The sequence below is a fragment of the Mesorhizobium australafricanum genome (assembly GCF_033977265.1).
Lineage (GTDB): Bacteria > Pseudomonadota > Alphaproteobacteria > Rhizobiales > Rhizobiaceae > Mesorhizobium > Mesorhizobium australafricanum.
The window spans coordinates 41417-65917 of the sequence record NZ_JAVIIT010000025.1 but is presented as its reverse complement, the minus strand read 5'-3'; the positions used below and the strand labels follow the sequence as shown (position 1 = coordinate 65917).

At 63.1% G+C, this 24501-nt stretch carries 31 protein-coding genes; 15 read left to right on the top strand and 16 right to left on the bottom strand.

All coding sequences use genetic code 11. From position 1 onward, the window contains the following. Positions 1-168: 168 nt before the first annotated feature. The 3 genes from RFM98_RS29430 to RFM98_RS29420 all read right to left on the bottom strand — a co-directional run bounded on the left by RFM98_RS29430 (position 169) and on the right by RFM98_RS29420 (position 2595). On the bottom strand, positions 169-867 hold the full coding sequence (locus tag RFM98_RS29430; RefSeq protein ID WP_140807200.1) for a DUF1013 domain-containing protein: 699 nt from the start codon (positions 865-867) through the stop codon (positions 169-171). A gap of 308 nt (positions 868-1175) precedes the next feature. After that, positions 1176-1316, bottom strand: coding sequence for a DUF1127 domain-containing protein (locus RFM98_RS29425; protein WP_071074868.1), 141 nt, complete (start codon positions 1314-1316; stop codon positions 1176-1178). 268 nt (positions 1317-1584) lie between these two features. After that, positions 1585-2595, bottom strand: a complete 1011-nt coding sequence (locus RFM98_RS29420; RefSeq protein WP_320312030.1) for an NAD(P)H-quinone oxidoreductase — start codon at positions 2593-2595, stop codon at positions 1585-1587. A 114-nt stretch (positions 2596-2709) separates the two neighbouring features. Here RFM98_RS29420 and RFM98_RS29415 point away from each other — a divergent pair, with 114 nt between their 5' ends. From RFM98_RS29415 to RFM98_RS29405, 3 genes are all read left to right on the top strand, one after another. Further along, complete coding sequence (locus tag RFM98_RS29415) at positions 2710-2904, top strand: DUF1192 domain-containing protein (RefSeq protein WP_059189946.1); 195 nt, start codon at positions 2710-2712, stop codon at positions 2902-2904. A 76-nt stretch (positions 2905-2980) separates the two neighbouring features. Next, positions 2981-4228 (top strand): MFS transporter, encoded by a 1248-nt coding sequence (locus RFM98_RS29410; protein WP_320312029.1) that lies wholly within the window; start codon positions 2981-2983, stop codon positions 4226-4228. A gap of 32 nt (positions 4229-4260) precedes the next feature. Beyond that, a complete protein-coding gene (locus tag RFM98_RS29405; RefSeq protein WP_320216720.1) occupies positions 4261-4536 on the top strand; it encodes an ArsR/SmtB family transcription factor in 276 nt (91 codons plus the stop codon). A 9-nt stretch (positions 4537-4545) separates the two neighbouring features. On the opposite strand, the gene RFM98_RS29400 is transcribed toward RFM98_RS29405, so the two are convergent. The 4 genes from RFM98_RS29400 to RFM98_RS29385 form a co-directional block, all read right to left on the bottom strand. After that, complete coding sequence (locus RFM98_RS29400) at positions 4546-5010, bottom strand: SRPBCC family protein (RefSeq protein WP_320312028.1); 465 nt, start codon at positions 5008-5010, stop codon at positions 4546-4548. An 11-nt stretch (positions 5011-5021) separates the two neighbouring features. Next, positions 5022-5357 carry an ArsR/SmtB family transcription factor gene (locus RFM98_RS29395; protein ID WP_320312027.1) on the bottom strand — a complete coding sequence of 112 codons (336 nt, stop codon included), beginning with the start codon at positions 5355-5357 and terminating at the stop codon, positions 5022-5024. A 6-nt stretch (positions 5358-5363) separates the two neighbouring features. After that, complete coding sequence (locus RFM98_RS29390) at positions 5364-6020, bottom strand: glutathione S-transferase family protein (protein ID WP_320312026.1); 657 nt, start codon at positions 6018-6020, stop codon at positions 5364-5366. Between the two features lie 111 nt (positions 6021-6131). Then, positions 6132-6959 (bottom strand): alpha/beta fold hydrolase, encoded by an 828-nt coding sequence (locus tag RFM98_RS29385; RefSeq protein ID WP_320312025.1) that lies wholly within the window; start codon positions 6957-6959, stop codon positions 6132-6134. Between the two features lie 88 nt (positions 6960-7047). Here RFM98_RS29385 and RFM98_RS29380 point away from each other — a divergent pair, with 88 nt between their 5' ends. Then, the gene (locus tag RFM98_RS29380) at positions 7048-7566 is read left to right on the top strand and encodes a winged helix-turn-helix transcriptional regulator (protein WP_320312024.1); all 519 of its coding nucleotides are present in this window, start codon (positions 7048-7050) and stop codon (positions 7564-7566) included. Positions 7567-7697: 131 nt separating this feature from the next. Here RFM98_RS29380 and RFM98_RS29375 read toward each other — a convergent pair whose 3' ends face one another. The 3 genes from RFM98_RS29375 to RFM98_RS29365 form a co-directional block, all read right to left on the bottom strand. After that, a complete protein-coding gene (locus RFM98_RS29375) occupies positions 7698-8099 on the bottom strand; it encodes a hypothetical protein (protein WP_217573078.1) in 402 nt (133 codons plus the stop codon). A 237-nt stretch (positions 8100-8336) separates the two neighbouring features. Next, positions 8337-8519: a 50S ribosomal protein L32 gene (rpmF, locus tag RFM98_RS29370; protein ID WP_006203806.1), complete on the bottom strand. Its 183-nt coding sequence runs from the start codon at positions 8517-8519 to the stop codon at positions 8337-8339. Between the two features lie 154 nt (positions 8520-8673). After that, positions 8674-9381: a biosynthetic peptidoglycan transglycosylase gene (locus tag RFM98_RS29365; protein ID WP_320312033.1), complete on the bottom strand. Its 708-nt coding sequence runs from the start codon at positions 9379-9381 to the stop codon at positions 8674-8676. Between the two features lie 129 nt (positions 9382-9510). On the opposite strand from RFM98_RS29365, the gene RFM98_RS29360 reads away from it, so the two are divergent. From RFM98_RS29360 to RFM98_RS29350, 3 genes are all read left to right on the top strand, one after another. Then, the gene (locus RFM98_RS29360; protein ID WP_320312023.1) at positions 9511-10428 is read left to right on the top strand and encodes a polyprenyl synthetase family protein; all 918 of its coding nucleotides are present in this window, start codon (positions 9511-9513) and stop codon (positions 10426-10428) included. Between the two features lie 252 nt (positions 10429-10680). Next, a complete protein-coding gene (locus RFM98_RS29355) occupies positions 10681-10899 on the top strand; it encodes a tautomerase family protein (protein WP_320312032.1) in 219 nt (72 codons plus the stop codon). Between the two features lie 133 nt (positions 10900-11032). Next, on the top strand, positions 11033-13366 hold the full coding sequence (locus tag RFM98_RS29350) for a response regulator (RefSeq protein WP_320312022.1): 2334 nt from the start codon (positions 11033-11035) through the stop codon (positions 13364-13366). A 103-nt stretch (positions 13367-13469) separates the two neighbouring features. Here the strand turns inward: RFM98_RS29350 and RFM98_RS29345 are convergent, their stop codons facing one another. From RFM98_RS29345 to RFM98_RS29325, 5 genes are all read right to left on the bottom strand, one after another. Next, a complete protein-coding gene (locus tag RFM98_RS29345; RefSeq protein ID WP_320312021.1) occupies positions 13470-14606 on the bottom strand; it encodes a sterol desaturase family protein in 1137 nt (378 codons plus the stop codon). A gap of 192 nt (positions 14607-14798) precedes the next feature. After that, complete coding sequence (locus tag RFM98_RS29340) at positions 14799-14894, bottom strand: hypothetical protein (RefSeq protein ID WP_320312020.1); 96 nt, start codon at positions 14892-14894, stop codon at positions 14799-14801. A 29-nt stretch (positions 14895-14923) separates the two neighbouring features. Next, positions 14924-15784, bottom strand: coding sequence for a transglycosylase SLT domain-containing protein (locus tag RFM98_RS29335; RefSeq protein ID WP_320312019.1), 861 nt, complete (start codon positions 15782-15784; stop codon positions 14924-14926). A 4-nt stretch (positions 15785-15788) separates the two neighbouring features. Beyond that, entirely contained in the window at positions 15789-17039 is a 1251-nt protein-coding gene (ispG, locus tag RFM98_RS29330) for a flavodoxin-dependent (E)-4-hydroxy-3-methylbut-2-enyl-diphosphate synthase (protein ID WP_320312018.1), read from the bottom strand. A 254-nt stretch (positions 17040-17293) separates the two neighbouring features. Beyond that, positions 17294-17473: a YdcH family protein gene (locus RFM98_RS29325; protein ID WP_320216734.1), complete on the bottom strand. Its 180-nt coding sequence runs from the start codon at positions 17471-17473 to the stop codon at positions 17294-17296. Positions 17474-17716: 243 nt separating this feature from the next. On the opposite strand from RFM98_RS29325, the gene RFM98_RS29320 reads away from it, so the two are divergent. Then, the gene (locus RFM98_RS29320; RefSeq protein ID WP_320216735.1) at positions 17717-17920 is read left to right on the top strand and encodes a YdcH family protein; all 204 of its coding nucleotides are present in this window, start codon (positions 17717-17719) and stop codon (positions 17918-17920) included. A 174-nt stretch (positions 17921-18094) separates the two neighbouring features. Here the strand turns inward: RFM98_RS29320 and RFM98_RS29315 are convergent, their stop codons facing one another. Beyond that, on the bottom strand, positions 18095-18895 hold the full coding sequence (locus RFM98_RS29315) for an IclR family transcriptional regulator (RefSeq protein WP_320312017.1): 801 nt from the start codon (positions 18893-18895) through the stop codon (positions 18095-18097). A gap of 121 nt (positions 18896-19016) precedes the next feature. Here RFM98_RS29315 and RFM98_RS29310 point away from each other — a divergent pair, with 121 nt between their 5' ends. From RFM98_RS29310 to RFM98_RS29280, 7 genes are all read left to right on the top strand, one after another. Beyond that, positions 19017-19889 carry a transporter substrate-binding protein gene (locus RFM98_RS29310; RefSeq protein WP_430682360.1) on the top strand — a complete coding sequence of 291 codons (873 nt, stop codon included), beginning with the start codon at positions 19017-19019 and terminating at the stop codon, positions 19887-19889. 77 nt (positions 19890-19966) lie between these two features. After that, complete coding sequence (locus RFM98_RS29305; protein ID WP_320312016.1) at positions 19967-20632, top strand: amino acid ABC transporter permease; 666 nt, start codon at positions 19967-19969, stop codon at positions 20630-20632. Between the two features lies 1 nt (position 20633). Continuing rightward, positions 20634-21284, top strand: a complete 651-nt coding sequence (locus RFM98_RS29300) for an amino acid ABC transporter permease (RefSeq protein ID WP_320312015.1) — start codon at positions 20634-20636, stop codon at positions 21282-21284. 4 nt (positions 21285-21288) lie between these two features. Then, on the top strand, positions 21289-22098 hold the full coding sequence (locus RFM98_RS29295) for an amino acid ABC transporter ATP-binding protein (RefSeq protein ID WP_320312014.1): 810 nt from the start codon (positions 21289-21291) through the stop codon (positions 22096-22098). 38 nt (positions 22099-22136) lie between these two features. Beyond that, positions 22137-22598, top strand: a complete 462-nt coding sequence (locus RFM98_RS29290; RefSeq protein WP_320312013.1) for a RidA family protein — start codon at positions 22137-22139, stop codon at positions 22596-22598. A 19-nt stretch (positions 22599-22617) separates the two neighbouring features. Next, positions 22618-23823 (top strand): aminotransferase class V-fold PLP-dependent enzyme, encoded by a 1206-nt coding sequence (locus RFM98_RS29285; RefSeq protein ID WP_320312012.1) that lies wholly within the window; start codon positions 22618-22620, stop codon positions 23821-23823. A 74-nt stretch (positions 23824-23897) separates the two neighbouring features. Next, positions 23898-24413, top strand: coding sequence for a DUF6985 domain-containing protein (locus tag RFM98_RS29280; RefSeq protein WP_320312011.1), 516 nt, complete (start codon positions 23898-23900; stop codon positions 24411-24413). The last annotated feature ends 88 nt before the right edge of the window (positions 24414-24501 follow it).

Genomic DNA, 24501 nt, shown 5'->3' with positions numbered 1-24501 from the left:
AGCCTCGCATGAGGCCTATCGGCCGCCGTGCCTTCCTGACAGTTGCTCCAGACACCAAGTTACTCAGCTCAATCAATACCCAAAAACAAAACCCCGCCGAAATCGACGGGGTTTGTCAGCAGTCTGAGCCCGCTCGAAAGCGGGCTTTTTTGTTGAGCGCCGGGAGGCTTATTCCTGGTCGTCGTCCTCGTCCTTGTCCTTCGACTTGAGTGCCGAAAGCTTGGCGAAGACGGCGTTGGCGTCGAGTTCCTGATCCTCGTCCTTCGGCTTCTCGGGCGCCGGCACCAGCCGTTCGGTGAGTGCGGCCGGCAGCAGCGTATCGCCGACGGGCTGCGCCGGCTCGCGGCCGCGCGAGGCGCGGTTGACTTCGAGGTCGAGGTCGATCTGCGAGGTAAGGCCGAGCGTCACCGGATCCATCGGCTGCAGATTGGCCGAATTCCAGTGCTTGCGCTCGCGGATCTGCTCGATCGTCGACTTGGTCGTGCCGACAAGGCGCGAGATCTGCGCATCCTTGAGTTCCGGATGGTTGCGCACCAGCCACAGGATGGCATTCGGCCGGTCCTGGCGCTTCGACAGCGGCGTGTAGCGCGGGCCCTTGCGCTTCGATTCCGGCACCCGCACCTTCGGCTCCGACAGCTTCAGCCGGTAGTTGATGTCCTTCTCGCCACGCGCGATCTCGTCGCGCGTCAGCTGCCCGGTGATGATCGGGTCCATGCCCTTGATGCCCTGCGCCGACTCGCCGTCGGCGATCGCCTTGACCTCCAACGGATGCAGCCCGCAGAACTGCGCGATCTGCTCGAAGGAGAGCGCGGTGTTGTCGACCAGCCAGACGGCGGTCGCCTTGGGCATCAGCAGCGAATTGGCCATATCAAAAATCCTTCTCGTTCGCCCGCGTTCCCGCGCGGGCGGTGGTTTTAGAGCCACCAAAATGGGAAATTCGCGGCCTGTATAAACGCTCCCTCAGATTTTCGCAATGTTTTTGGGAAAGGGCGATCAATGCATGTCGCCCAAAAGTGTACGGCGGTTTTGGGAGAACGACATGCATGAAACAAGCCCCTGAAAAGACAAAACCCGCTGGACGAGGTCCAGCGGGCTTGGAACCGGAAACAAAGCAAGCGTCTCGACGGCTCTGGCTTGCATGTCGCAGCCCGGCCTTGCGGTCGGGCTGCCTCTGATTACACCGCCTGGCGGGCAATACGCTCGATGTCGGCACGGTTGATGCCGAGGTCGCTCAGCTGGCGGGCATTGAGCTTGTTCAATTCGCGCACGGTTTCGTTGTACATGCGCCACTTACGGAAAGCACGGATCGGGTTCATTTTGGTTCTCCAGTCGTTTGGTCAAATCGTTTGATGCCGCGTAAATAGGCACGCCTGCCCACAAATTGAACGGACGCTTTTGCATGGCCGCAATGCGTTTTGTGCAATGCAGCAAAAGAAAGGGAGTAGGGGAGTAAGGGAATAGGGCAGTAGGGTGAACGAGGGGCAACCCCTACTCCCCTACTCCCCTACTCCCCTACTCCCCTACTCCCCTACTCCCCTACTCCCCTACTCCCCTACTCCCCTACTCCCCTACTCCCCTACTCCCCTACTCTACGTCGAGCACGATCTTGCCGATGTGCTCGCCCTCTTCCATCCGCTCATGCGCCCGCCAGGCTTCGGTCAGCGGAAAGATCATGTCCATGACGGGAGCCACCTTGCGCGTGCCGAGCAGCGGCCACACCTGGGCCTCCAGCGCAGCGGCAATCGCCGCCTTGAACTCGACGGTGCGCGGCCGAAGCGTCGAGCCGGTATGCGTCAGCCGTTTCACCATGATCTTGGAAAAGTCCGCGCTCGCCACGGCGCCGGCCTGCACCGCGATCTGGACGATGCGCCCCTCGACGGCCGCGGCATCGTAGTTGCGCCCGACATAATCGCCGCCGACCATATCGAGGATGACGTCGGCGCCCTTCCTGTCGGTCGCATCCTTCACCGCGGCGACGAAATCCTCCTCGCGATAGTTGATCGCCCGGTCGGCGCCGAGCTTCAGGCAGGCGTCGCATTTCTCCTTGCTGCCGGCGGTGGTGATCACATAGGCGCCGAAGGCGGAGGCGAGCTGGATGGCGGTGGTGCCGATGCCGGACGAGCCGCCATGGACCAGCAGCGTCTCGCCCTTTTTCAGACCGCCGCGCTCGAACATATTGTGCCAGACGGTGAAGTAGTTTTCCGGAACCGCCGCAGCCTCCGAATGCGTGAAGCCTGCCGGCAGCGGCAGCACGCTGCCCGCATGCACCTTGACATATTCGGCATAGCCGCCACCCGGCGTCAGCGCGCAGACCCGGTCGCCGATGCGCCAGCGCGATATCTCGTCGCCGAGCGCCGCGATTTCGCCCGAAGCTTCGAGGCCGGGCAAGTCGGAGGCGCCGGGAGGCGGCGGATAGGCGCCTTTGCGCTGCTGCACGTCCGGCCGGTTGACGCCGGCCGCGTGCACCCGGATCAGCACTTCGCCCGGACCCGGTACAGGCACGTCGCGGGTTTCCGGCTTCAGCACCTTGGGACCGCCGGGTTGCGAGATCGCAATCGCCGTCATCTTCGCCGGAATCTTCTCGCCGTTTGCCATGATGTCGCGTTCTCCCTGTGCGCCAGCCTATCGCCGTCGGTTTGCATCGGCGCCCCTGCCCTATGTATGCTGATTGCCAAATCAGGCAAATGGCCAAGTAAGGGAGGAGCGACGATGGCGATCTTCGACGACGAACCCAGGAAAAAGCCGCGCCCGCACGAGATCGGCCAGGATCTGTCGCTGCTATCCGTCGACGAGTTATCGGAGCGCATCGCGTTGCTGCGCGACGAGATCGCCAGGCTGGAGGCCGAGCGGGCCGCCAAGGGCGCCACCAAATCCGCCGCCGACGCGTTGTTCCGCCGCGGATAATTTTGTCGGCGCGCGCCGCCGAAAAGCCCCAATACGTCTGTTTTCAGACCCCTGCGCCCCGAACCAGGATCAAGCGATGTTTGCAACCTACCGACCGATCCTCTCGCTGCTGCGCGGCACGGCATTCCTGCTCGCCGCCTCCGGCCTGCACGGCCTGCTGTTGCCGTTGCGCGGCCAGATCGAGGGTTTTTCGACCGCATCGCTCGGCCTGATGGGCACGGCCTGGGCCGGCGGCTTCGTCGCCGGCTGTTTCTTCGCGCCGCGTCTCGTGCGCCGTGCCGGCCATGTCAGGGCCTTCAGCGCCTTCGCCGCGTCGGGCGCAATCATCGCGCTGCTCACCGGCCTCATCATCGACGAATATTTCTGGATTCTGTTGCGCGCCTTCACCGGCTTCACCATGGCCGGCGCCTTCATGGTGATCGAGAGCTGGCTGAACGAGAAGGCCACCAACGAGAACCGCGGCACCGTCTTCGGCCTCTATATGATGGTCACCTATGCTTCGATCATGGGCGGCCAGATGATCGTTGCCGGCGGCGACGTGCGGTCGGCCTCGCTGTTCATGATCACCGGCATCCTGTTTTGCCTCTCGCTTATTCCGACGGCCGTGTCGACGCAGTCGCTTCCCAAGCCGCTGCAGGACGTCAAGCTCGACGTCAAAGGCCTTTACGCCAATTCCCCGGTATCGGCGGTGGCCTGCCTTCTGATCGGCATCGCCAACGGTGCCTGGGGCACGCTGGGCGCCGTCTACGGCGCCCGCATCGGCATATCGACCGCGGAGATAGCATTGATGATGAGCCTCGTGGTCGTCGCCGGCGCCGCCATGCAGCTTCCGGCCGGGCGCCTTTCCGATAAAACCGACCGCCGCTTCGTGCTGGCCGGCGCGGCCTTCGGCGCGGCTCTGGTCGCGGTGCTGATCTTCCTGATCGCGCCGCGCTCGGGTGTCTTCGTCATCGTAATGACTGCCGCCTATGGCGCCTTCGCCTACACGCTCTATTCGATCGCCGTCGCGCATGCCAACGACCACGCCCGTTCCGAGGACTTCGTCAAGGTCTCAGGCGGCCTGCTCTTGCTCTACGGCTTCGGCACGATGATCGGCCCGCTTTTGGCCGCGGGCTTGATGGGTTCGGTGCGCCCGGAGGGACTTTTCATTGCAACCGCGCTCGCGCATCTCAGCCTCGCCGGCTACACGCTGCTGCGCATCCGTGCCCGCGCGCCGGTGCCGATCGAAAACCGCGATGCCTTCAAGACCCAGCCCGCCGACCGCGCGGTCACGCCTGAGGCAACGCGACTCGATCCACGCAGAAAGGTTGAAACCGATAGTTGAGATTCGGAAAACTTTGCCCCACAAATAAAGGCATGATGTTTTCTGACGCCTTCACGGCGATAGCCGATCCCAACCGGCGCTATCTGTTGGAGGAACTCCGGCGCGGCCCGAAGACGGTGAACGAATTGGCGGCCGGGTTGCCCGTCTCACGCCCGGCGGTTTCACAGCATCTGAAGGTCCTGCTCGACGCCGGCCTGGTCAATGCCAAGGCCGAAGGCACAAGGCGCGTCTATGCTGTCTCCAGCGCCGGCTTCCTCAGGCTCAACATCTGGCTCGACCAGTTCTGGGAAACGGCGCCGGGGGAATAGGCTGCCGCCTCAAGCCGCCGGTTGCAGTGCCGTCCCAAGCGCGTCGAGCAATTCGCCGGTGCCATGCTCGCGGGTGGCCGGTGAGTCGATACCGTCGAAGAACGCCCCCTGCTCCGTCAGGATAAGCCGTGTTCCCTTGCCTTCGGCGATGAGCTCTATCGTCGCAAGCGACACCGAGACCCGGGTTTCGCCGAACAACAGCTCGTAGCTGTAGACGATGCGCCGGTTGGGCACGATGTCCTGATAGACCGCGTTGTAGAAATGCATCTGCCCATCGCTTGGACAACCCGCGTTCACCTCCTTGCCGCCGACACGAAAGTCCATCTCATGCCGGCTCGGCATCGGATTGTCGGGATCGAAAAACCAACGTTTTTTGGCGGCTGGATTGCTCAGCGCGAAATAGACCTTCTCCGGCGCCACTGGATAGACGCGCTCGATGACGAAGGTGGAATGGACGACGGATCGTTCGGTCATGACGGCTTCCTTCAGGTTTCGTCTTTGGTCTCAGCGAGGAAATCGCCGAGACGGTCCAGTCGGCGCTCCCAGGCGAGCCGCCGCTCGTTGATCCAGTGTTCGGCGGCGCCCAGCGCTTTCGGCTCGATCTGGCAGGTGCGCACCCGGCCAAGCTTCTCGGTCCTGACGAGGCCGCTCGCCTCGAGCACGTTGAGGTGCTGGACGACGGCCGAAAGCGACATCGCCAGCGGCTCCGCCAGTTGACTGACCGATGCCGGCCCGCGCGACAGCCGTTCCACCATCTGCCGCCGCGCGGGATCGGCGAGCGCCTGGAACATCAGGTCGAGCTGGGCGGGATCGTGCAGCATCACGGGTCAGCGGTTGTTGTACGGGAAGAGCTTGAAATAGGGCTGCGCTTCCTCGATGACGCGGGCGAAGGACGGGCGCGCGAGCAGGCGGTCGTGGTAGCGTTGCACCGCCGGGAATTTGTCGCCGAACGGCTCGACCTTGTTGGCGTAGAACAGTGCCGGCGAGGCGGCGCAGTCGGCCATGGTGAAGGTTTCGCCTACGGCCCAGGTCCTTCCCGCCATCTCCTCTTCAACAATGGCGTAGGAATTGCGCAGTTGCGCGCGAGCCTCCTCGACCCCGAACGGATCGGTCTGCTCCTTTGGCCGCAGCCTGTCGCCGACGATCTTCTGCATCGGATGCTGCACATAGAAATCGTAGAAGCGGTCCGCCTGGCGGACCTGGAGGGCGACATCGACATCGGCGGGAACGAGCTCGACCGGCCCGGGATAATGGGCGGCGAGATATTCGACGACGATGGTCGATTCCAGCACCGTGCGGTCTCGCGCATCGTCGCGCAGCGCCGGCATCTTGCCCGTCGGCGACACCTTCAGGAAGGCCGTGCGCGACGCCTCGTCGCCGAGATCGACGATGACCGGCTCGAAAGGCGTGCCGTTCTCGTAGAACGCGATCAGCGGCTTCCAGCAGAAGGATGCCAAGGGATGGAAATGCAGCGTCAGGGACATTCTGGCTCTCGTCGTCATTTGCAGATTCAAAACTGAAGCATTTACTTAACTATTGCCGCGAGACGGTCACGTCAAGGGCGCGGAGCCATCACGGGTGAGTGGCGGAAGCCATCACTGGTGAACCGCGATGGCTTCGACGATTTGCGGCCAGTCTTTGCGGTGCAATTCGTGGCCGCCGCCTTCGATCCGTACCAACCTGGCGCCGGGAACGGCCTTGGCAAGCGCTTCTGCATGCTCGATCGGGAAGATCGGATCGGCGGAGCCATGGATGACCAGCAACGGCACGCGGAGATCCCGCACCTTCCGCTGCGGGCCGCCGCCCTTGAGGAGGAAATGGTTGGTCGCGGTGGCGAGACCGCCGGAACGGTCGTAATCCTCTTCGATCATCGCGCGTATCCGTTTCTCGTCGAACGGATAGAGCGTGCTGGCGATCGCGTGAGCGTCCTTGACCATGAAGTCGAGCACCTGCCCCCGGTTCGACCAATCGACGTCGCCCCCTTCCGCCGAATGTTTTCGATAGGCTTCCGTGGTTCCCGGCAGGTTGGAGGTGTCGACGCCGAGCGGCGAACTGGAGATCACTGTGAGCGCGCCGACGCGTTCGGGATATTTCAGCGCCACGCTTTGCGCGATCATGCCGCCCATCGACATGCCGGCGACATGCGCCTTGGCGACGCCATGGTCATCGAGCACGCGCATGGCATCGTCCACCATGTCCTCGAACGTATAAGACGGCGCGCCCGGCGGATATTTCGTCGACAGGCCGGTATCACGATTGTCGTAGCGTATGACGAAGCGGCCGCGCTCGGCCAGTTGCCGGCAGAAGGTTTCGGGCCACCACAGCATCGAGGCCATTGCGCCCATGATCAAAAGGATCGCCGGATCTATGGGGCTGCCGAAGGTCTCCGAAACGATGTCGGGGCGCTGCGCTGCGGCGGTCATCTGCTTCTCCAATCCGCTTGCATTTTGCAATCAGTTGCACGATAATGAAACCGATATCATAATGCAACTGGTTTTTCTGGAGAGTGCCATGAGCATCGACCGTCGATCCGGCTGCCCTATCAATCTGTCGCTGGAAGTCTTCGGCGACCGCTGGAGCCTGATCGTCCTGCGCGACATGATCTTTGGCGGCCGGCGCCATTTTCGCGAGCTGCTCAACGGCTCGCTGGAAGGCATCGCCTCCAACATCCTGGCCGACCGCCTGAAACGGCTGATGGAACTTGGCATGCTGACCAAGGCCGACGATCCCAGCCATAAGCAGAAGGCGATCTACAGCCTGACCGAGATGGCGATCACGCTGGTGCCGATCATGGCGCATCTCGGCGCCTGGGGACGCGTCTGGCTGCCGGTCAGCGAGGAGCTTTCGATCCGCGCCGAGCTGCTCGAAAAGGGTGGTCCGCCGCTGTGGGAGCAGTTCATGGACGAACTGCGCCACGAGCATCTGGGCGCGCCGCTGAAGACGCCGCCGGGCACGCCGACCGTGCGCCAGCAGCTGCGCGCTGCCTACGAGGCAGTAGTCGCGCAAAAGGCTGAGCCCGCGGCAAGCTGACACGCGGCAGAGGAACCTCGTCATCCCAGGGCGGAGCAGGAGCGAAGCTCCGTCGCGAAGACCCTGGGATGACGAAGAGAGATGGAGGTAACCGCCAATCGCCAACGGGGGCGATCGCTATGCGCCGAGCCCTAATTCAGATTGATATCCCGGCTCGCCGACCGCATCGACACCGAGAAGCCGGCCAGCACGTCGAACAGCGCGATGACCATCAGCGTGAAGAAGACCGAGTGCGCCGCGCCCTTCACCAGCAGGAATTCGACCAGGAAGGCGATGAAGACCAGCGTCGACAGAAGATGATCCAGGATCGAGGCATTGGTCGTGCGCACCGATTTTGAGATTTCGATGAACAGGAAGATCAGCCCGATCAGCACCATCAGGTCGCCGAGCGTCATCGAGAACACGCCGCCCGACATCATGCGGAAGGAGAACATCTCGGTCATCCAGGGATCGTCGCCGCCGCCGAACAATCCGAGCAGTCCGAGATTGTAGAGGACGAAGGGCACGATCAGCAGCGGGATGGCACCGAACATCTGGGCGACTCCAATAAGGGCACCCTTTTCTAAAATCCGCCGCAAGCGCGCCGTCAAGGTTTTTCGCCGGCGGGGTCGAACACGCTCTAAGACCTAATGAAATAACGATGTCAGCCGGTTGCCCGGCCATCGGCAACGCGAGCGATATATAATCCGAACGCCAGCTATCCCGGCGCCAAAAACAAAAAGACCGGCCAGAGGCCGGTCTTTTGAAACGTCACGAACCGTGGAAGCTTCTCAGCTTTCCTTCGGCTCCAGCACTTGGCGGCCGCGATACATGCCGGTCTTCAGGTCGATGTGGTGCGGGCGGCGCATTTCGCCGGAATTCTTGTCCTCGACATAGGTCGGGGCCTTGAGGGCGTCGGCCGAGCGGCGCATGCCGCGCTTCGACGGAGAGGTTTTTCTTTTTGGAACGGCCATGGATATGCTCCACTACATGGTCAAAATGCCCCGACAACCCTCGCGAAAGGGCCGCATCGAGGCCATAATCTGAGAAAGTCGGGTGCCTATACACGCCTTGCGCCGTTTTGGCCAGCGCCGCCCGCGAATTTTTTTGAGCCGGCGCCGCTCCGTCCTAGTCGAGGCAGCCGACATAGGCGCCCGAGCGACTGGCGCGCCGCTCGATCAGCGAGGCCAGCCGCCGCAAGCCAGGCCCAGGCTTAGCTGGATTGCGTGCGATCGGATTGGGCAAGCTGACAGCAAGCAAGGCTGCCTGCCTTCGCGACAATTGCTTGGCCGAGACGCCGAAATGATGTTGCGCGGCGGCCTCGATGCCATAGATGCCCGGCCCCCATTCGGCGACGTTGAGATAGATCTCCATGATGCGCCGCTTCGACATCACCGCATCGAAATAAACGGCCAAGGGCAGCTCAACCACCTTGCGCACGCTGCTGAGCGGCCGCGCCCAGAGAAAAAGGTTCTTCACCGTCTGCATGGTGATGGTGGAGGCGCCGCGCGTCGCCTCGCCGGCCAGCGCGTCGTCGACGACGCCGCGCAATTCGCCGAGGTCGACGCCGCGATGGAAGCAGAACTGCCCGTCTTCCGACATGATCACCGAATGCGCCAGCACCGGCGCCACGTCGTCGATCGACACCCAACGCCGGTCGTAGCCGGAAAAGGTCACAAGGTCCTTCAGCATCAGCGTCGAGACCGGATGCACGAAGGGCGGCAGATAAAGGAACGTGAGCACGACCGGAATAGCCGCCAGCACGAGCGCCACGACCAGGCAGCGCCGGACGATGCGCTTCAGACCGGCGCGGTTCAGGCGCCGACGTCGCGCCATGTCCAGCCCTTCGCTTTCATATTCGACGATCGGTTCCGTCAAGCCGCCCCACCCGTGCCACTCGCGCTTCCGGCATAAAGGCGCGCGGCTGCTTGCGCAATGTCTGAGTGTCGGCTACCGCTCCCGGCCATGAGCAAAGACGACCAGATCGCCTTCGAATCCGCGCTTTTCATGCGCGCCGCCGCGGTCGAGACGCAACTGCGGCGGATCCTCGACGCCCGCCCGCTCACCGGTGAGATCGCGCGGCCCGAGCGCCTGATGGCGGCGATGCGCCACGGCGTGCTCAACGGCGGCAAGCGGCTGCGCCCTTTTCTGGTCATGGAAAGCGCGGCGCTGTTTTCGGCCGATAACGACGCGGCGCTCCGCATCGCCGCTGCACTGGAATGCGTGCACTGCTACTCGCTGATCCATGACGACCTGCCGGCCATGGACGACGACGATTTGAGGCGCGGCCAGCCGACAGTGCACAAGGCCTTCGACGAGGCGACCGCGATCCTCGCCGGTGACGCGCTCTTGACCTTGGCCTTCGACATCATCGCCGATGACGCAACGGCATTGCCGACAGACCGCCGGGCAGCGCTCGTGCTGGCGCTGGCGCGTGCGGCCGGCGCCGGCGGCATGGTCGGCGGCCAGACGCTCGATCTCGAAGCCGAGCGCAAACGGCCGGACGAGACCGGCATCATTACCTTGCAGGCGATGAAGACCGGCGCGCTGATCCGCTTCGCCTGCGAGGCCGGTGCGATCGTCGCCGGCGCGCCGCCCGCCGACCGCGAGAGGCTGGCCGAATTCGGCTCGGCGATCGGCCTTGCCTTCCAGCTCGCCGACGACCTGCTCGACCTGACCGCCGACGCAAAGCAGATGGGCAAGGCAACGAACAAGGACGCCGCCGCCGGCAAGGCAACGCTTGCCGCGCTGCACGGCCCGGACTGGGCGCGCGGCCAGCTCCACGGCCTCATCGAGCAGGCGCATGCGCTGCTGGAACCCTACGGCGAAGCGGCCACGCTGCTGAAGGCGGCGGCGACGTTCGTGGCGGTGCGGAATAGCTAAACTGTGGCCTAGCCAGACTATGCCAGCCAGGCACCGTTCCGATCGTCACGGCCTTGCCTAGATAGAGCGCCGACAACGGCTCTGATTGTTCGCCCTGTCCGAATACTGCTGTCGGCAGCAGGGTGATTATCCGGCATCCGCAGCAATCTATATCCGCTCCAGGACAACGCACGGGGATCGATCCGTCCGATGATGGCATCGGCGACTTCCTCCGCGCAGTGCCGTGAAATCCAACCCGAAAGGAACCTGGACATGCCCTTTGCCAACTTCAAGATGCCCAAGGCCGCCCTCACAAAAGCCCAAAAGGAAGACCTCATCCACAAGACCACGCAGATGTTTGTCGACTATTTCGGCGAAGGTGTGCGCCCCTATACCATGGTGCTGATCGAAGAAGTTCCCGACGGAGGTTACGGCCGCGCCGACGAAGTCTTCATTCTTCCCGACGCTTACCGGGCCAAGGACACCGCCTGATTTGAACGGGGCGAGTCGCCTGCCGCGACTTGACCCATCGATACGCCGGTCATCGCCCGCCACCAACGAAATCTTAATGTAAATCAAGCGTAATCCCGACCATTAAAATTGTGCGTATGTGTTGGGGTTGCGCATGCCGGAATACTCCTCCTTCGTCCGGTCGATCCGGATCCGCTACATTTCGGGGTTGCTGATCTTTGCGCTGGCTTCGGCCGCGGTGATGTACGCGCTCAACCGGGTGAACTCCTTCCGTCACGAGGTCGATGCTCTCAGCGGCAATGTCGTCATCTTCGCCCGCGACCTGCGCAACGCCACCAATTTCGCCGAGACGACCGGCACCGCCTGGCGCAGCGAGACGCGCGATGCGCTGACGGTCGCCGCGCGCGGCCACTCCGAACGCCTGACGGGCGAGATCGAGGCCTTGAACGCAGAGCTTGCGGCGATCAGGCCGAAACTGTCCCGGAACACGATCAATGCGCTCGATTCTTCTTCGGTCAACGGCGACCTGTTCTGGTCGACGCGCGACATGGTGCGCAACTTCAACCTGATGTCGACCGCCCAGAAGGTCGACGAGTGGAGCTACCGCGAGATCCGCAACCAGAACGACCTTTTTGCCCAGCCGATGCTGGTGCGTGTGCGCACCGCGCTCGACGACGAGCGCCGCCTCGCCGATGCTTCCAGCGACCGGCTGCTGTTGTGGGCGAGCGGCCTGCTGTTCGCCGTGCTCGCCATTGCCGCGATCTGGATCTTTCGGCCGATGGAGGATGCGATCCGCCGCGCCTTCGCCGAGAGCGCCGCGTCGCTGTTCAAGGCCGAGGCAGCCGACCGCGCCAAGTCGGAATTCCTCGCCAATATGAGCCATGAGATCCGCACGCCGATGAACGGCGTGCTCGGCATGGCCGAGCTGCTCGCCAAGACCGAGCTGACCCCGCGCCAGAAGACTTTCACCGACGTCATCGTCAAATCCGGCAATGCGCTGCTCACCATTATCAACGACATTCTCGACTTCTCGAAGATCAATGCCGGCCAGCTGACGCTCGACCCCGCCCCCTTCCGCCTGGCGGAAGCAGTCGAGGATGTGGCGACGCTGGTGTCGGCGCGCGTAGCCGAAAAGAACCTTGAGCTCATCGTGCGCGTCGACCCGCGCCTGCCGGCCTTCGTCGTCGGCGATGCCGGGCGCTTCCGCCAGATTGTCACCAACCTGCTCGGCAACGCCGTGAAGTTCACCGAGAAGGGCCATGTGCTGGTCGATGTCGGCGGTGATGTCGTCGACGGCGTGGTCCAGCTCAAGGTCCGTGTGGAGGATACCGGCATCGGCATCCCGGCCGAAAAACTGCAAAGCGTGTTCGAGAAATTCGCCCAGGTCGACGGCTCCTCGACCCGCCGCCACGAAGGCACCGGGCTTGGCCTTGCGATCGGCGCCCGGCTTGTCGACCTCATGGGCGGCAAGATCGGCGTCGAAAGCGAGATCGGCCGCGGCTCCGTCTTCTGGTTCGCCGTGCCGCTGCCGGCGCACAATCAGGAGGCGCGCGACAAGCTGGTACCGGTCGACGTGACCGGTGCCCGGGTGCTGGTCATCGACGACAATCCGGTCAATCGCGAGATCCTGCTGGAGCAGCTCAGAAGCTGGAGCTTCGACTGCGCGGCCGCCGAAAGCGGCGCCGTCGGCCTTGCTTTCCTCGACCGTGCCTGCCAGCTCGGCGCCTCGGTCGACTGCATCATCCTCGATTACCAGATGCCCGGCATGAACGGCGCCGATGTCGCCAGGGCTATCGCCGCCGACAGCCGCCTTTCCTCCATTCCGGTCGTGCTGCTCACCTCGGTCGACCAGGTCGATTTCGGCAGGATGGTGATCGATTTCGGCATTGTCGCGCATCTCACCAAGCCGGCGCGTTCGGCGGTGCTGCTGGGCACGGTGATTTCGGCCATCCAGAAGGCGCGCACGCAAGGCGCCAGGGCGCATTTCGTGCGCGAGCCGGTCGTGGCCCAGGCGGCCCCGCCGGCCTTCACCGTCATCCGGGGCCCGGCTGTTCCGGTCCTGGCCGCGCCGGAATCGACCGCCGCGCCGAGCGGCCCGATCGACATCCTGATCGCCGAGGACAATGACGTGAACCAGCTGGTCTTCGGCCAGATCCTCAACGGTTTCGGTCTGAGCTACCGCATCGCCGGTAACGGCCGCACCGCGGTCGAGATGTACCGTTCGCTGCGCCCCCGCCTGGTGCTGATGGACGTCTCCATGCCGGAGATGAACGGCTATGAGGCGACCCGCGCCATCCGTGCGATCGAAGAGCACAACGGCGATCGCACGCCGATCATCGGCGTCACCGCCCATGCGCTCAAGGGCGACCGCGAAAAATGCATCGAGGCCGGCATGGACGACTACCTGCCGAAGCCGGTCTCGCCTGACCGCCTCGGCGCCAAGATCGGCACCTGGCTCAGCGAGACCGTGGCGGCAAAGACGGCCTGAGCGTTTTGCCGAACGAGGACGGCTCGCGATAAAGATCGACTGCCGAGTTCCCGCCAACCCCCCCTCTGGCCCGCCGACTCTGAAACCAACTTCTTTTCGAACTTCAGCCCCGCCTGAACGGATAGAGGAATTGCCGCCAATATCCTTTCGGCACCGGATGGCCGTGAATGCCGTAGCCTTTCGGCCACCGTCCCTCGGGCAGATGATAGGTGCCAAACAGCCGGTCGAGCAGCGGGAAATGGATGGCGAAGTTGACGTCGATCGCCTCCTTCTCGAGGCCATGATGCCAGTGATGGAAGCGCGGCGACACCAGTACCTTTTCAACCGGGCCGAAGCTCGTTCCGATGTTGGAATGAATGAAGGACGAATAGACATAGACGATCAGGATATAGGCCTGGATCGCCGATCCATCGAAGCCGAGCACGAACATCGGCGTGGCGGTCAGGCTGCGCAGCACGATGATTTCCAGGAAATGCATCCGCGCGCCGGCAATCCAGTCCATCGACTTGGCCGAATGATGCACGGCATGAAAATTCCACAGGAACGGGATGCGATGGAAAGCCCGGTGCACCCAATATTGGGCAAGATCGGTCAGGAACATCACCGCCAGCAACTGCACGCTCCAGGGCAGGTCGTGGACCCAGGCGCGCACCGACCCAAGACCGCCTTGCGCATTGACGAAATTGGACGGCGCCAGGGTCAGGTAGGTCAGTATTTGCACGAGCAGCGACGAGACCAGATAGTAGAACAGGTCCTCGCGCCATTCGTCGCGGAACACCGTTTGAGCCTTGTTGCGGGCAAAAATGCGCTCGAGCGGAACAAACAGCACGCCCATGAACAGGGCGTTCAGGATGAAGAAATCGAGACCGAAGAACACCCCCTCGATCCGCAGTTCATGACGCGCCGGCAGCATGCCGATGAGCGAGGCCAGCAGCACGGTTACCATCGCCGCCGCGCCGAGCGTCTTTTCCCTGCGCAGCATCATGCTCAGGATGGCCAGAATGTAGCCGGAGATGAGCACGAAATAGAGCACCGGCTTGAAGAACAGCATCTGGTGGATGGGAGCCAGATCCGGCATCGACGTCAGCGATGGATAGCGCAACACGATGACCATCAAGAGGCCGGTGATGCCGGCAAGCAATGCGATCGAGCCGGACAGCCAGCCGGAACCGAATGGCCGCTTGGTTCGCGGCGTTTCGAGCTCGCCGATAACCCTTTTAAGAAAATTCCCCTCAGGCACGATGCTCCCCCTTGTAAGATCGCGAATAAGAATACGCCCTGCAAATACTGAACCCGCTCTTACTATGGCAAAGCGCATTAAGATTTAACCGCCACCGCCCTGGCAAGCGGATTCTCGCCGCAACATTAGCAATTGGCTATCGGCGTTGTTGGCGGCCAGGGAAGATCGAGCCACCACAAGAAATGCCCGCCGCTACAGTCTGAATCTCTGCTGGATGAAATTGGTGCATTCGAGTGGCGTGAGCCGGCCGGTGTCGACTTCGAGATCGTAAGCGACACCTTTGTGCACGCGCTAATATTGCCAGCGCCCTCTTCACATCACCGGTTGCGCATCACGACGCAGGCGCCGCCGACGCTTTGCAGCTTGTTGCAGATGCCGTTGGCCTCGCTGCGCGAATCGGCGCCGATCCTGACCGCATAGATGCCGCGCCGGCCGATCGGCGTGCGCACCCGGCTGACCACCGGGTCACGGCTGGCGAGCAAGGCCGGGAACCGGCCCCTGACCCTCAGCCATTGGCTGATCGCCGCCGAACGGCGGAAATTCCCCGCCACCTGGACACCCCACGGCTTGACGTTGATCGAGGCCATGGCGACGGTCCGCGACATGATCACCGGCAGCCTGCGGCAGGCAACCGCGAAGCTCATCTTTGGGTCGAGCGGCTGGACGGTGCCGGCATAGGCGGTGTCCGAGAACTTGTCGACCGGCTCGCCCATGACGTCGAAGACATAGCTTTCCGTCTCCATCGGCAGGAAGCCGCCGGAGGCAAGCCAGCGCGACACCCGGTTCTCGCCGGCATTGTAGGCCGCCGCCGCGAGGCCGAGATTGCCGTAGCCGGCTTTCATCTCGGCAAGATACTTCGCCGAGGCGGGAATCGCCTGCTCGATGTCGAAGGCGTTGGCCAGGCCGCGCATCTTGGCGGTCCCGGGCATGAATTGCGCAATGCCTTCGGCGCCCACCGGGCTTACCGCGTTCGGATCGAAGCGGCTCTCCTTCCAGATCAGCCGGGCGAAGAAATCCTTCGGCAGGCCATTCTGCTGGGCCTGGATCTCGATCAGATCGCAGACGCGGGAAAGCAGCCGTTTTGCGGCCGATTGCGACTGCGGCGGATCGGCGAACGCCTGACCGGCAAGGATCAGCACGAAAAGCAAGAGCAGCGTTGCCTTCAGGAAACGCTGCATCAACTCATTCCGCGGCGGCTTTGCCGTGTCCGTACCGCTGCTCGATATAGTCGCCGACCATCTTCTCGAAATCCTGCGCGATGGATGGACCGCGCAGCGTCGCCGCCTTCTTGCCGTCGATGAAGACAGGCGCCGTCGGCGTCTCGCCGGTGCCGGGCAGCGATATGCCGATATCTGCATGCTTGGATTCGCCGGGGCCGTTGACGATGCAGCCCATCACCGCGACCTTGAGGTTCTCGACACCTGGATATTTCTCGCGCCAGACCGGCATGTTCTTCCTGAGGTCGGCCTGGATGTTCTGGGCAAGTTCCTGGAACACGGTGGACGTCGTGCGGCCGCAGCCGGGGCAAGCCGCGACGATCGGCACGAACTGCCGGAAGCCCATGGTCTGCAGGAGTTCCTGCGACACCTGCACCTCGCGCGTGCGGTCGCCATTCGGCTCCGGCGTCAGCGAGATACGGATCGTGTCGCCGATACCCTGCTGCAGGAGGATGCCCATGGCGGCGGATGAGGCGACGATGCCCTTGGTGCCCATGCCGGCCTCGGTCAGGCCGAGATGCAGCGCGTGATTGGAGCGGGTGGCAAGCTCGGTATAGACCGCGATCAGATCCTGCACGCCGCTGACCTTGGCCGACAGGATGATCTTGTCGCGGCCAAGCCCGATCTCTTCCGCCATCTCGGCCGACAGGATCGCCGACTGGACGATCGCCTCGCGCGTGACTTCCTGCGCCGTCAGTGGAAAACCCTTGTCCTGGTTTTCGTCCATCAGCCGGGTCAGCAGCTCCTGGTCGAGCGAGCCCCAGTTGACGCCGATGCGCACAGGCTTGTCATGCTTGATCGCCATTTCGACGATCGCGGCGAACTGGCGGTCCTTCTTTTCCTTGAAGCCGACATTGCCGGGATTGATGCGGTATTTCGCCAGCACCTCGGCGCAGGCCGGGTGATCGGCAAGCAGCTTGTGGCCGATATAGTGGAAGTCGCCGACCAGCGGCACATCGACGCCGAGCCGCAACAGCCGCTCATGGATGCGCGGCACCGCCGCGGCGCTCTCGTCGCGGTCGACGGTGATGCGCACGATTTCCGAGCCGGCGCGATGCAGCGCCGCCACCTGGGCGACGGTCCGGTCGACATCGGCCGTGTCGGTATTGGTCATCGACTGCACGACGACCGGCGCGCCGCCGCCGACCATCACGCCGCCGACCGACACGCCGACCGACATGCGCCGCGGGAAAGGAGAAGAAAAATATCCGGTCATGCCGGCCGCCTTCATCTGGGAGTTCCGGGCATGAGGTGGCGGAGCAAAGATGGCTTGTCAATGGCAAGCGTCAGGCAAGGTCGGCAAATCGGCCGCGCCTGATCGCTCCCCGTGCGGGTCAGCGAAGCAAGCCGGGCCGCACGCTGCACGCCCAAACGGTCAGGTGATGTCAGTGTAAAAGACCGTGCCGGTGGCATTTCTTGCCACCGGAGAGATCACCGCGGCGGGTGCGGCGACGTTTACTCAGAGGAGCTTCAGTGTGTCGTCGGGCTTCCCTTCAGCTTTTCAATCTCGTCCTTGATTGCCAGCTTGCGTCGCTTGAGATTCACGATTTCGAGGTCGTCGACCGATGGATGGTTCATCGCATCGGTGATCTCACGCTCGATGTCACCGTGTTTCCGCTGCAGCTCATCAAGATGGGACGCAAGAGACATGATTGGTTCTCCCTTTCATGGTTTCCTCGATTGCAGCCATCGCGGGCGCATCCACCGCAGGTTGCGACTGTGACGGCACAATGACAGTTTGCCACCAACCGATCTCGATGTCGAATGCCACGTGGTAGCATTCCACGACAAAGTGAAATGTGATAAGGGCTGCGCGCCGGTCACAAACAGACAAGCCCAACCGGCCCCGCCCAGACAGCCCGATTGGGCGATGCATACGCTAAACGGTAGATAATGTCCGAACAGGAACAGGCTGAAATACGCCTCGAATTTTCCCGGCTCAAACAGGAACACGCCGATTTTGACGCCGCCATCAACGCGATGATCGCCACGGGCTGCGACCCGCTTCAGATCCAGCGCATGAAGAAGAAGAAGCTGATGCTGAAAGACCGGCTCTCGGCGCTGGAAGACCGCATCATTCCCGACATCATCGCCTAAAGCGCGTCGCGCTGAACCGGACTCAGGCGACGCGCTTTAAGTCTTTGTTTTGATGCATGTCGTTGTCCCAGAACCGCTGCACACTTCTGGGCGACATGCATTAGCGGATTGCGCAATTCCGGACGGAAAACCGGAACGCACTTTTCCTGGAATTGCTCTAACCGCCCCTCTCCGTCACGAGATCGAAAGCCGCGCCGCGCGCTCGCGCAGCACGGTAAGAAGTTCGCCGGTCCGTTCCCCGGACGTGTCGATCGGCACCACCAGGCACATCGTCGCCTCGACCTTGCCGGGAGCCGAGAAGACGGGCGCCGCAAGGCATTTGGTGTAGGCATCGACCAGGCCTGACGTGACGCAATAGCCGGTGACGCGCGCCCGCGCGATGTCGTCGATGAAGTCCTCGAGCACGAGCTTGCGGCCATCCGGCAGCACGAGGTCGTCTTCCGTGACCATCGCCTCGATCCGGCCGCGATCGAGGCCGGCAAGCAGCAGCCGGCCCGACGCAGTCCAGGGCAGCGGGATCTGCAGGCCGGTAGCCGAGCTGATGCGGAACGGCCTGGTGCCAGGGCTGGAATGGACAATCGTGTAGCGGCCGCTCTGCAGCATGCAGAGCTCCGAGGTCTCGCCGGTCTCGCGCGACAGCGTGTCGACCTCCTGGCGGCCGCGCCTGAGCAGATCGTTGCCGCGCATATAGGCCATTCCATAAAGATAGAGCTTCTTGCCGAAATAAACGCGGTTGCCGTCGCCGGCCATTTCAAGCAGCCCGGCTTCGACCAGCTCGCGCACCAGCGTGTAGGTCGTCGAGCGGGGCGCGTTGAGCCCTTTGGCCAGCTCGCCGATGCCGATCGCGCGCTGGTTGGCATGCAGGAACTCCAGCATGTTCAAGACCCTGTTGAGGCCCTTCTCGCGCGAGCCCGCCGGCCGCTCTTCACCGGCGCCCTCGGTCGGCCACACGCTCAGCATTTCACTATCTTGCATTGCTGATTCCTGATGCTAGTATCTGTCTTGTACAGGATACACACGTCTCTTGTAAGAGACAATCGCCATTGCGATGCGTATCTCTGCTGCATTGGGGAACAAACCATCAAAGGAGGTCGCCGTGAACGACACATCCGGCAGACGTGATTTTCTGAAACTGGGAATGGCGGGACTGGCCACCGCCGGCGCGCTCACCGCAATCAGCGCCGAGAAGGCGGCGGCGCAAGCCGCGTCCGACAGCGTGCTGCGCACCGCGCTCGATCGCGGCAAGCTGATCGTCGGCACCGGCAGCACCAACGCGCCGTGGCATTTCGAGAACGATGCCGGCGAGCTCGTCGGCATGGACATCACCATGGGCCGCATCCTCGCCAAGGGCCTCTTCGACGACCCGACCAAGGTCGAATTCGTCATGCAGGATCCGGCGCAGCGCATCCCGAATGTGACGACCAACAAGGTCGACATCACCATCCAGTTCATGACCATGACGGCGCAGCGCTCGCAGTTGATCCACTTCTCGCGACCCTACTATGTCGAAGGCGTCGCGCTGCTGACGCTGCCCGGCTCCGAGAACAAGACCTTCGACAAGCTCTTGGCCAACGGCGCCGCAACACGCATCTCGATCCTGCAGAACGTCGACGCCGAAAGCTCGGTGCATTTCGCCTTGCCGCAGGCGCAGGTGATGCAGATCGACACCCAGGCCAACGTGCTGCAGGCGCTGGAATCGAAGCGCGTCGACGCCGCCGCGGTCGACCTCTCGACAGTTCGCTGGCTCGCCTCGCGCAACCCGGACAAGTATTTCGACGCCGGCAAGAGCTGGTACTCGATGCTTTACGGCGCGGCCGTCAGGCAAGGCGACCTCGACTGGCTGACCTATGTCAATCAGACCTTCACCATCGCCATGTTCGGCCATGAGACGGCGCTCTACGACGCCGCCTTCAAGGACTATTTCGGCCAGGAGCCGCCGGCACGCCATCCCGGCTTCCCGGTCATCTGACCCAGCCGAGGGAAGAGCGCCTTGAGCGTTCTTCCCTCGCAGCCTATCCTTGAAGCGCTCGGCACCGAGAGAGGCGCATGGGCTATACGCTCAACTTCAACCTGATCTGGCGGCATTTCGACAAGCTGTGGGGCGGCCTGCTGCTCAGCCTCGAGCTCGCCGTGATCTCGATCGCCATCGGCATCGTCATCGGCCTGGTGCTGGCGGTCTGGTATGTCTCGGCCGGACGCGTGGTGCGCGGCATCATCGCGGCTTACGTCGAATTCATCCGCAACGTGCCGTTGATCCTGCTGGTCTATCTGGTCTTCTACGGCCTGCCGACGGTCGTCGATCTCGCCTACAGCGCGCAGACCTCTTTCGTCGCGACGCTCGCTCTCTATAGCGGCGCCTATCTGGTCGAGGTGTTCCGCTCCGGCCTGGAAGCCGTGCCGCGCGGCCAGCTCGACGCCGGCAAGGCGATCGGGCTGACGCCCTGGCAGCGGCTGCTGCATGTGCGCCTGCCGACGATGATGCGCATAACGCTGCCGGCGCTGTCGAACACCTTCATCTCGCTGTTCAAGGACACGTCCGTCGCTTCCGTCATCTCCGTGCCGGAGCTGACCTATGGCGCGCAGTGGATCAACTTCAACACCTTCCGCATCGTCGAGGTCTATCTCGTCGTGACGGCAATGTATCTGGTGACGGGCTACGCCTTGCTCTTCGCGCTGCGGCTGGTCGAGCGCTGGTACAGGACGGCACGCTGAGATGTTCGGTCAGATCGCCTACGCCCTGCCGTTCCTCGCCCAAGGCTTCGCGCTGACGCTCTGGGTATCGCTCCTGGTCGTGATGCTGTCGCTGATCGCCGGTGTCATACTCGGCGTCGGCCTGGTCTATGGACCCGCGCCGGTGCGCTGGGCCGTGCGCATCTTCTCAGACACCATCCGCGGCATCCCGATCCTGGTGCTGATCTTCTTCGTCTATTACGGCCTGCCCGCGGTCGGCGTTCACCTGCAGTCCTTCTGGGCCGCGGTGCTGGCGCTGACCTTGTTCAAGACCGCCCAGGTCGTCGAATATCTGCGCGGCGCCGTCGGCTCCATTCCGAAAGGCCAGTCGGAAGCGGCGATGGCGATCGGCCTGACCTTCCGCCAGCGCCTCGCCTACGTCATCTTCCCGCAGGCTTTCCGCCGCTTCCTGCCGCCCTGGATCAACGGCGTCACCGATGCGGTCAAGGGCAGCGCGCTGGTCTCGCTGCTCGGCATCACCGACCTGATGCAGGCGATCAACCAGGTGATCGGCCGCACCTATGAGGCGATGCCGCTCTATATCCTCGGCGCGCTCATCTATTTCGCCGTCAACTATGCGCTTTCCTCCGCCAGCCGGCGGCTGGAACGGCGCTTCGCTTTCATCCGGGACTAAGCCGATGGCCACCAGTTCGAACAACAGCACCGCGCTTCTCGATATTGCCGAGGTCTCGAAGTCCTTCGGCTCGGTCGAGGTGCTGCGCTCGGTCAGCCTGACGGTTGCGAAGGGCGAAGTGGTCACCGTCATCGGCCCGTCCGGCAGCGGCAAGACCACGCTGCTGCGCTGTGTCAACTTCCTCGAAAGCTATGACAGCGGCTCAATCCGCATCGACGGCAAGGAGGTCGGTTTTCGCCCCGGTCCTGCTCGCAACTCCGGCACCCGCCAGCGGCGCAGCGAGCGCGACTTGGCCGCTATGCGCGCCGAGACCGGCATGGTGTTCCAGAGCTTCAACCTGTTCCCGCATCTGACGGCGGCCGGCAACATCATGCTTGGCCTGACCAAGGTGCGCGGCAAGAGCAGTACGGAAGCGCGCTCGATCGCCGAACATTGGCTGAGCCGCGTCGGCCTCGGCCACAAGGCCGACAGCCTGCCCGCCGAGCTTTCCGGGGGCCAGCAGCAGCGCGTCGGCATTGCCCGCGCGGTGGCCATGGAACCGAAAATCCTGCTGCTCGACGAGATCACCTCGGCGCTCGACCCCGAGCTTGTCGGCGAGGTGCTGGCCGTGGTGCGGAGCCTCGCCGAAGACGGCATGACCATGGTGATGGTGACGCACGAGATGGCCTTCGCCCGCGATGCCTCCAGCCGCATCGTCTTCATGGCCGACGGCGGCGTCTCGGCCGTCGGACCGCCGAAGGAGGTCCTTGCCGCGGAGACCACCAACGAGCGCCTTCGCACATTCCTGGCGCGCTTCCGCGCCTCGCATTTCTGAACGCGGATGGCCTCGGCCATCCAAGGAGTACCTTTCTCATGTCGCCTTACAAACGGCTCGCCGAACTCGGCCTGACGCTGCCCGAGCCGCCGACGCCCATCGCCAACTTCGTTACCCATGCCGAAAGCGGCCGGCTGATCTTCTTGTCGGGACAGGGACCGCTGCGCGCCGACGGCACGCTTTGCACCGGCAAGGTCGGCGACGACGTCACCGTCGAGCAGGCCTATGAGCATGCCCGCCTCACCGGTCTCAACCTGCTTGCCGTCATGCATGCGGCGGCGGGCGATCTCGGCCGCATCGTGCGTGTGGTGAAACTGCTCGGCTTCGTCAACGCGACCCCGACCTTCAGCGATCATCCCAAGGTGGTCAATGGCTGCTCCGATCTCTTCGCCGATGTCTTCGGCAAGATCGGCGGCCATGCGCGCTCGGCGATCGGCGTCGGCTCGCTGCCGCGAAACATCACTGTCGAAATTGAAGCGGTCGTCGAGATCGCAGCCTGACCAAATGGAACCCACTCAAATGAAAACCTATTCCGACATCGGCTCCAACACCACGATCCGCGAGCGTCTGGGGCTGAGGCCCATCATCAACGTTTCCGGCACCATGACGACGCTGGGCGCCTCGATCATCGTTCCCGAGGCGATCAGCGCCATGGCCGAGATCGCCTCGCAATGGGTGGAGATGGACGATCTGCAGCGCGCCGCGAGTTCTGTCGTCGCGCGTCTTACCGGCGGCGAAGCCGGTTTCATCACAGCCTGCTGCGCCTCAGGCATCACCATGGCGATCGCCGGCGCGATGACCGGCAACAATCTGCTGGCGATCGAACGCCTGCCGGACGACACCGAAGGCCTGAAGTCGGAGGTCGTCATCCAGCTCGGCCATATCGTCAATTACGGCGCGCCCATCGACCAGTCGATCCGCGTCGCCGGCGCCAAGGTCATTCCGGCGGGCACCGTCAGCGTGACGCAGGATTATCACGTGCGCGAAGCGATCAACGAACGCACGGCGGCGGCGCTCTACGTCGTCGCGCACCACACCGTGCAATACGGCATGCTTTCGCTGGAGGAGTTCTGCGAGATCTGCCACGCCAAGGACGTGCCGGTGATCGTCGACGCGGCCTCGGAATATGATCTGCGCAGCTTCCTGGCGCGCGGCGCCGACATCGTCGTCTATAGCGGCCACAAATTCCTGAGCGGCCCGACCAGCGGCATCGTCGCCGGACGCAAGGACTTGGTGCGCTCCGCCTATCTGCAGAACCGCGGCGTGGCGCGGGCCATGAAGGTCGGCAAGGAAAGCATCGCCGGCACAATGGCGGCGCTCGACGCCTGGGAGAAGCGCGACCATGCCGGCATCCGCCGGCGCGAGGAAGCGGCGCTCAACCTTTGGCAGGACGCGCTGCAAGGCATTCCCGGCATCGGCGCGCAGATTATACCCGACCCGACCAACAATCCGCTCGACCGCCTCCAGGTCTTCGTGCGCCCCGAAAGCCGCTTCACCGCTGCCGGCCTTGCCTCGGCTTTAGCCGCCGGCTCACCGCCGGTCATCGTTCGCAACCACGAGGTCGAGCGCGGCCATTTCTTCCTCGACCCCTGCAACCTGCATCCCGGTGAGGCCGAAATCGTCGCCGATCGGCTGCGCGTCGTGCTGACCGCCAAGGAGCGTCCCGCCGATGCGTTGAAAATCGCCCGCAAGGATTCGTCGGGCTCACTGCGCTGGCCGGACTAGGTTCGCGGCGTCCAATCGACTACTTGCGGGATGGCGCACTAACGGTGATACAATCACTTGTCGGGAGGAGCGCAATGGAAATTGCAGGGCTTGGCGAATGCAAGCTTGATGAAGACCAAGGCTGCTATGTCAGCAAGCCTATCTCTCTGCCGGTTCTGAATGGAAAAAAGTGCACGGTGCTTGTTGAAGGATACGATGAAGAGCCTCCTGTGGGGGATTTCGATGACGCAATCGCAAATTTCCTGAAGGCGCCGAATACCGTTCTCACGTCGGCGCAACCGCATATCTTCAGATATTATCTGGACGTCAAAGAGAGCGTCGAACCAGAAGACGATTTTCCGTCCATTGGTTCACCTTCCGAGATATGGAAATTCGTTCAGCTTGGCGAAGAGGCCTTCGTCAGTCGGCGGCAACGTGACAATGGCATATACATATCGCTTGAGTGCAATTGTGACTGGGAGCCCGAGCATGGCCTGCAGATCGTTTTCAAAAACGGTCACGTCGTCAATAAAATTGGTCCCTATGATGGGCATCTCACAAACTCGGATGCCTATGCTGACAGCACTCTCGAAAATGTCGTCTATCGCTGATCGCGAACGTTGAGGGTCACGGGCTGCAATCACGGCCTGAGATGCGATTAGCGGTCACCGCAATCCTTGCGACTGTCGGCGAATTCCG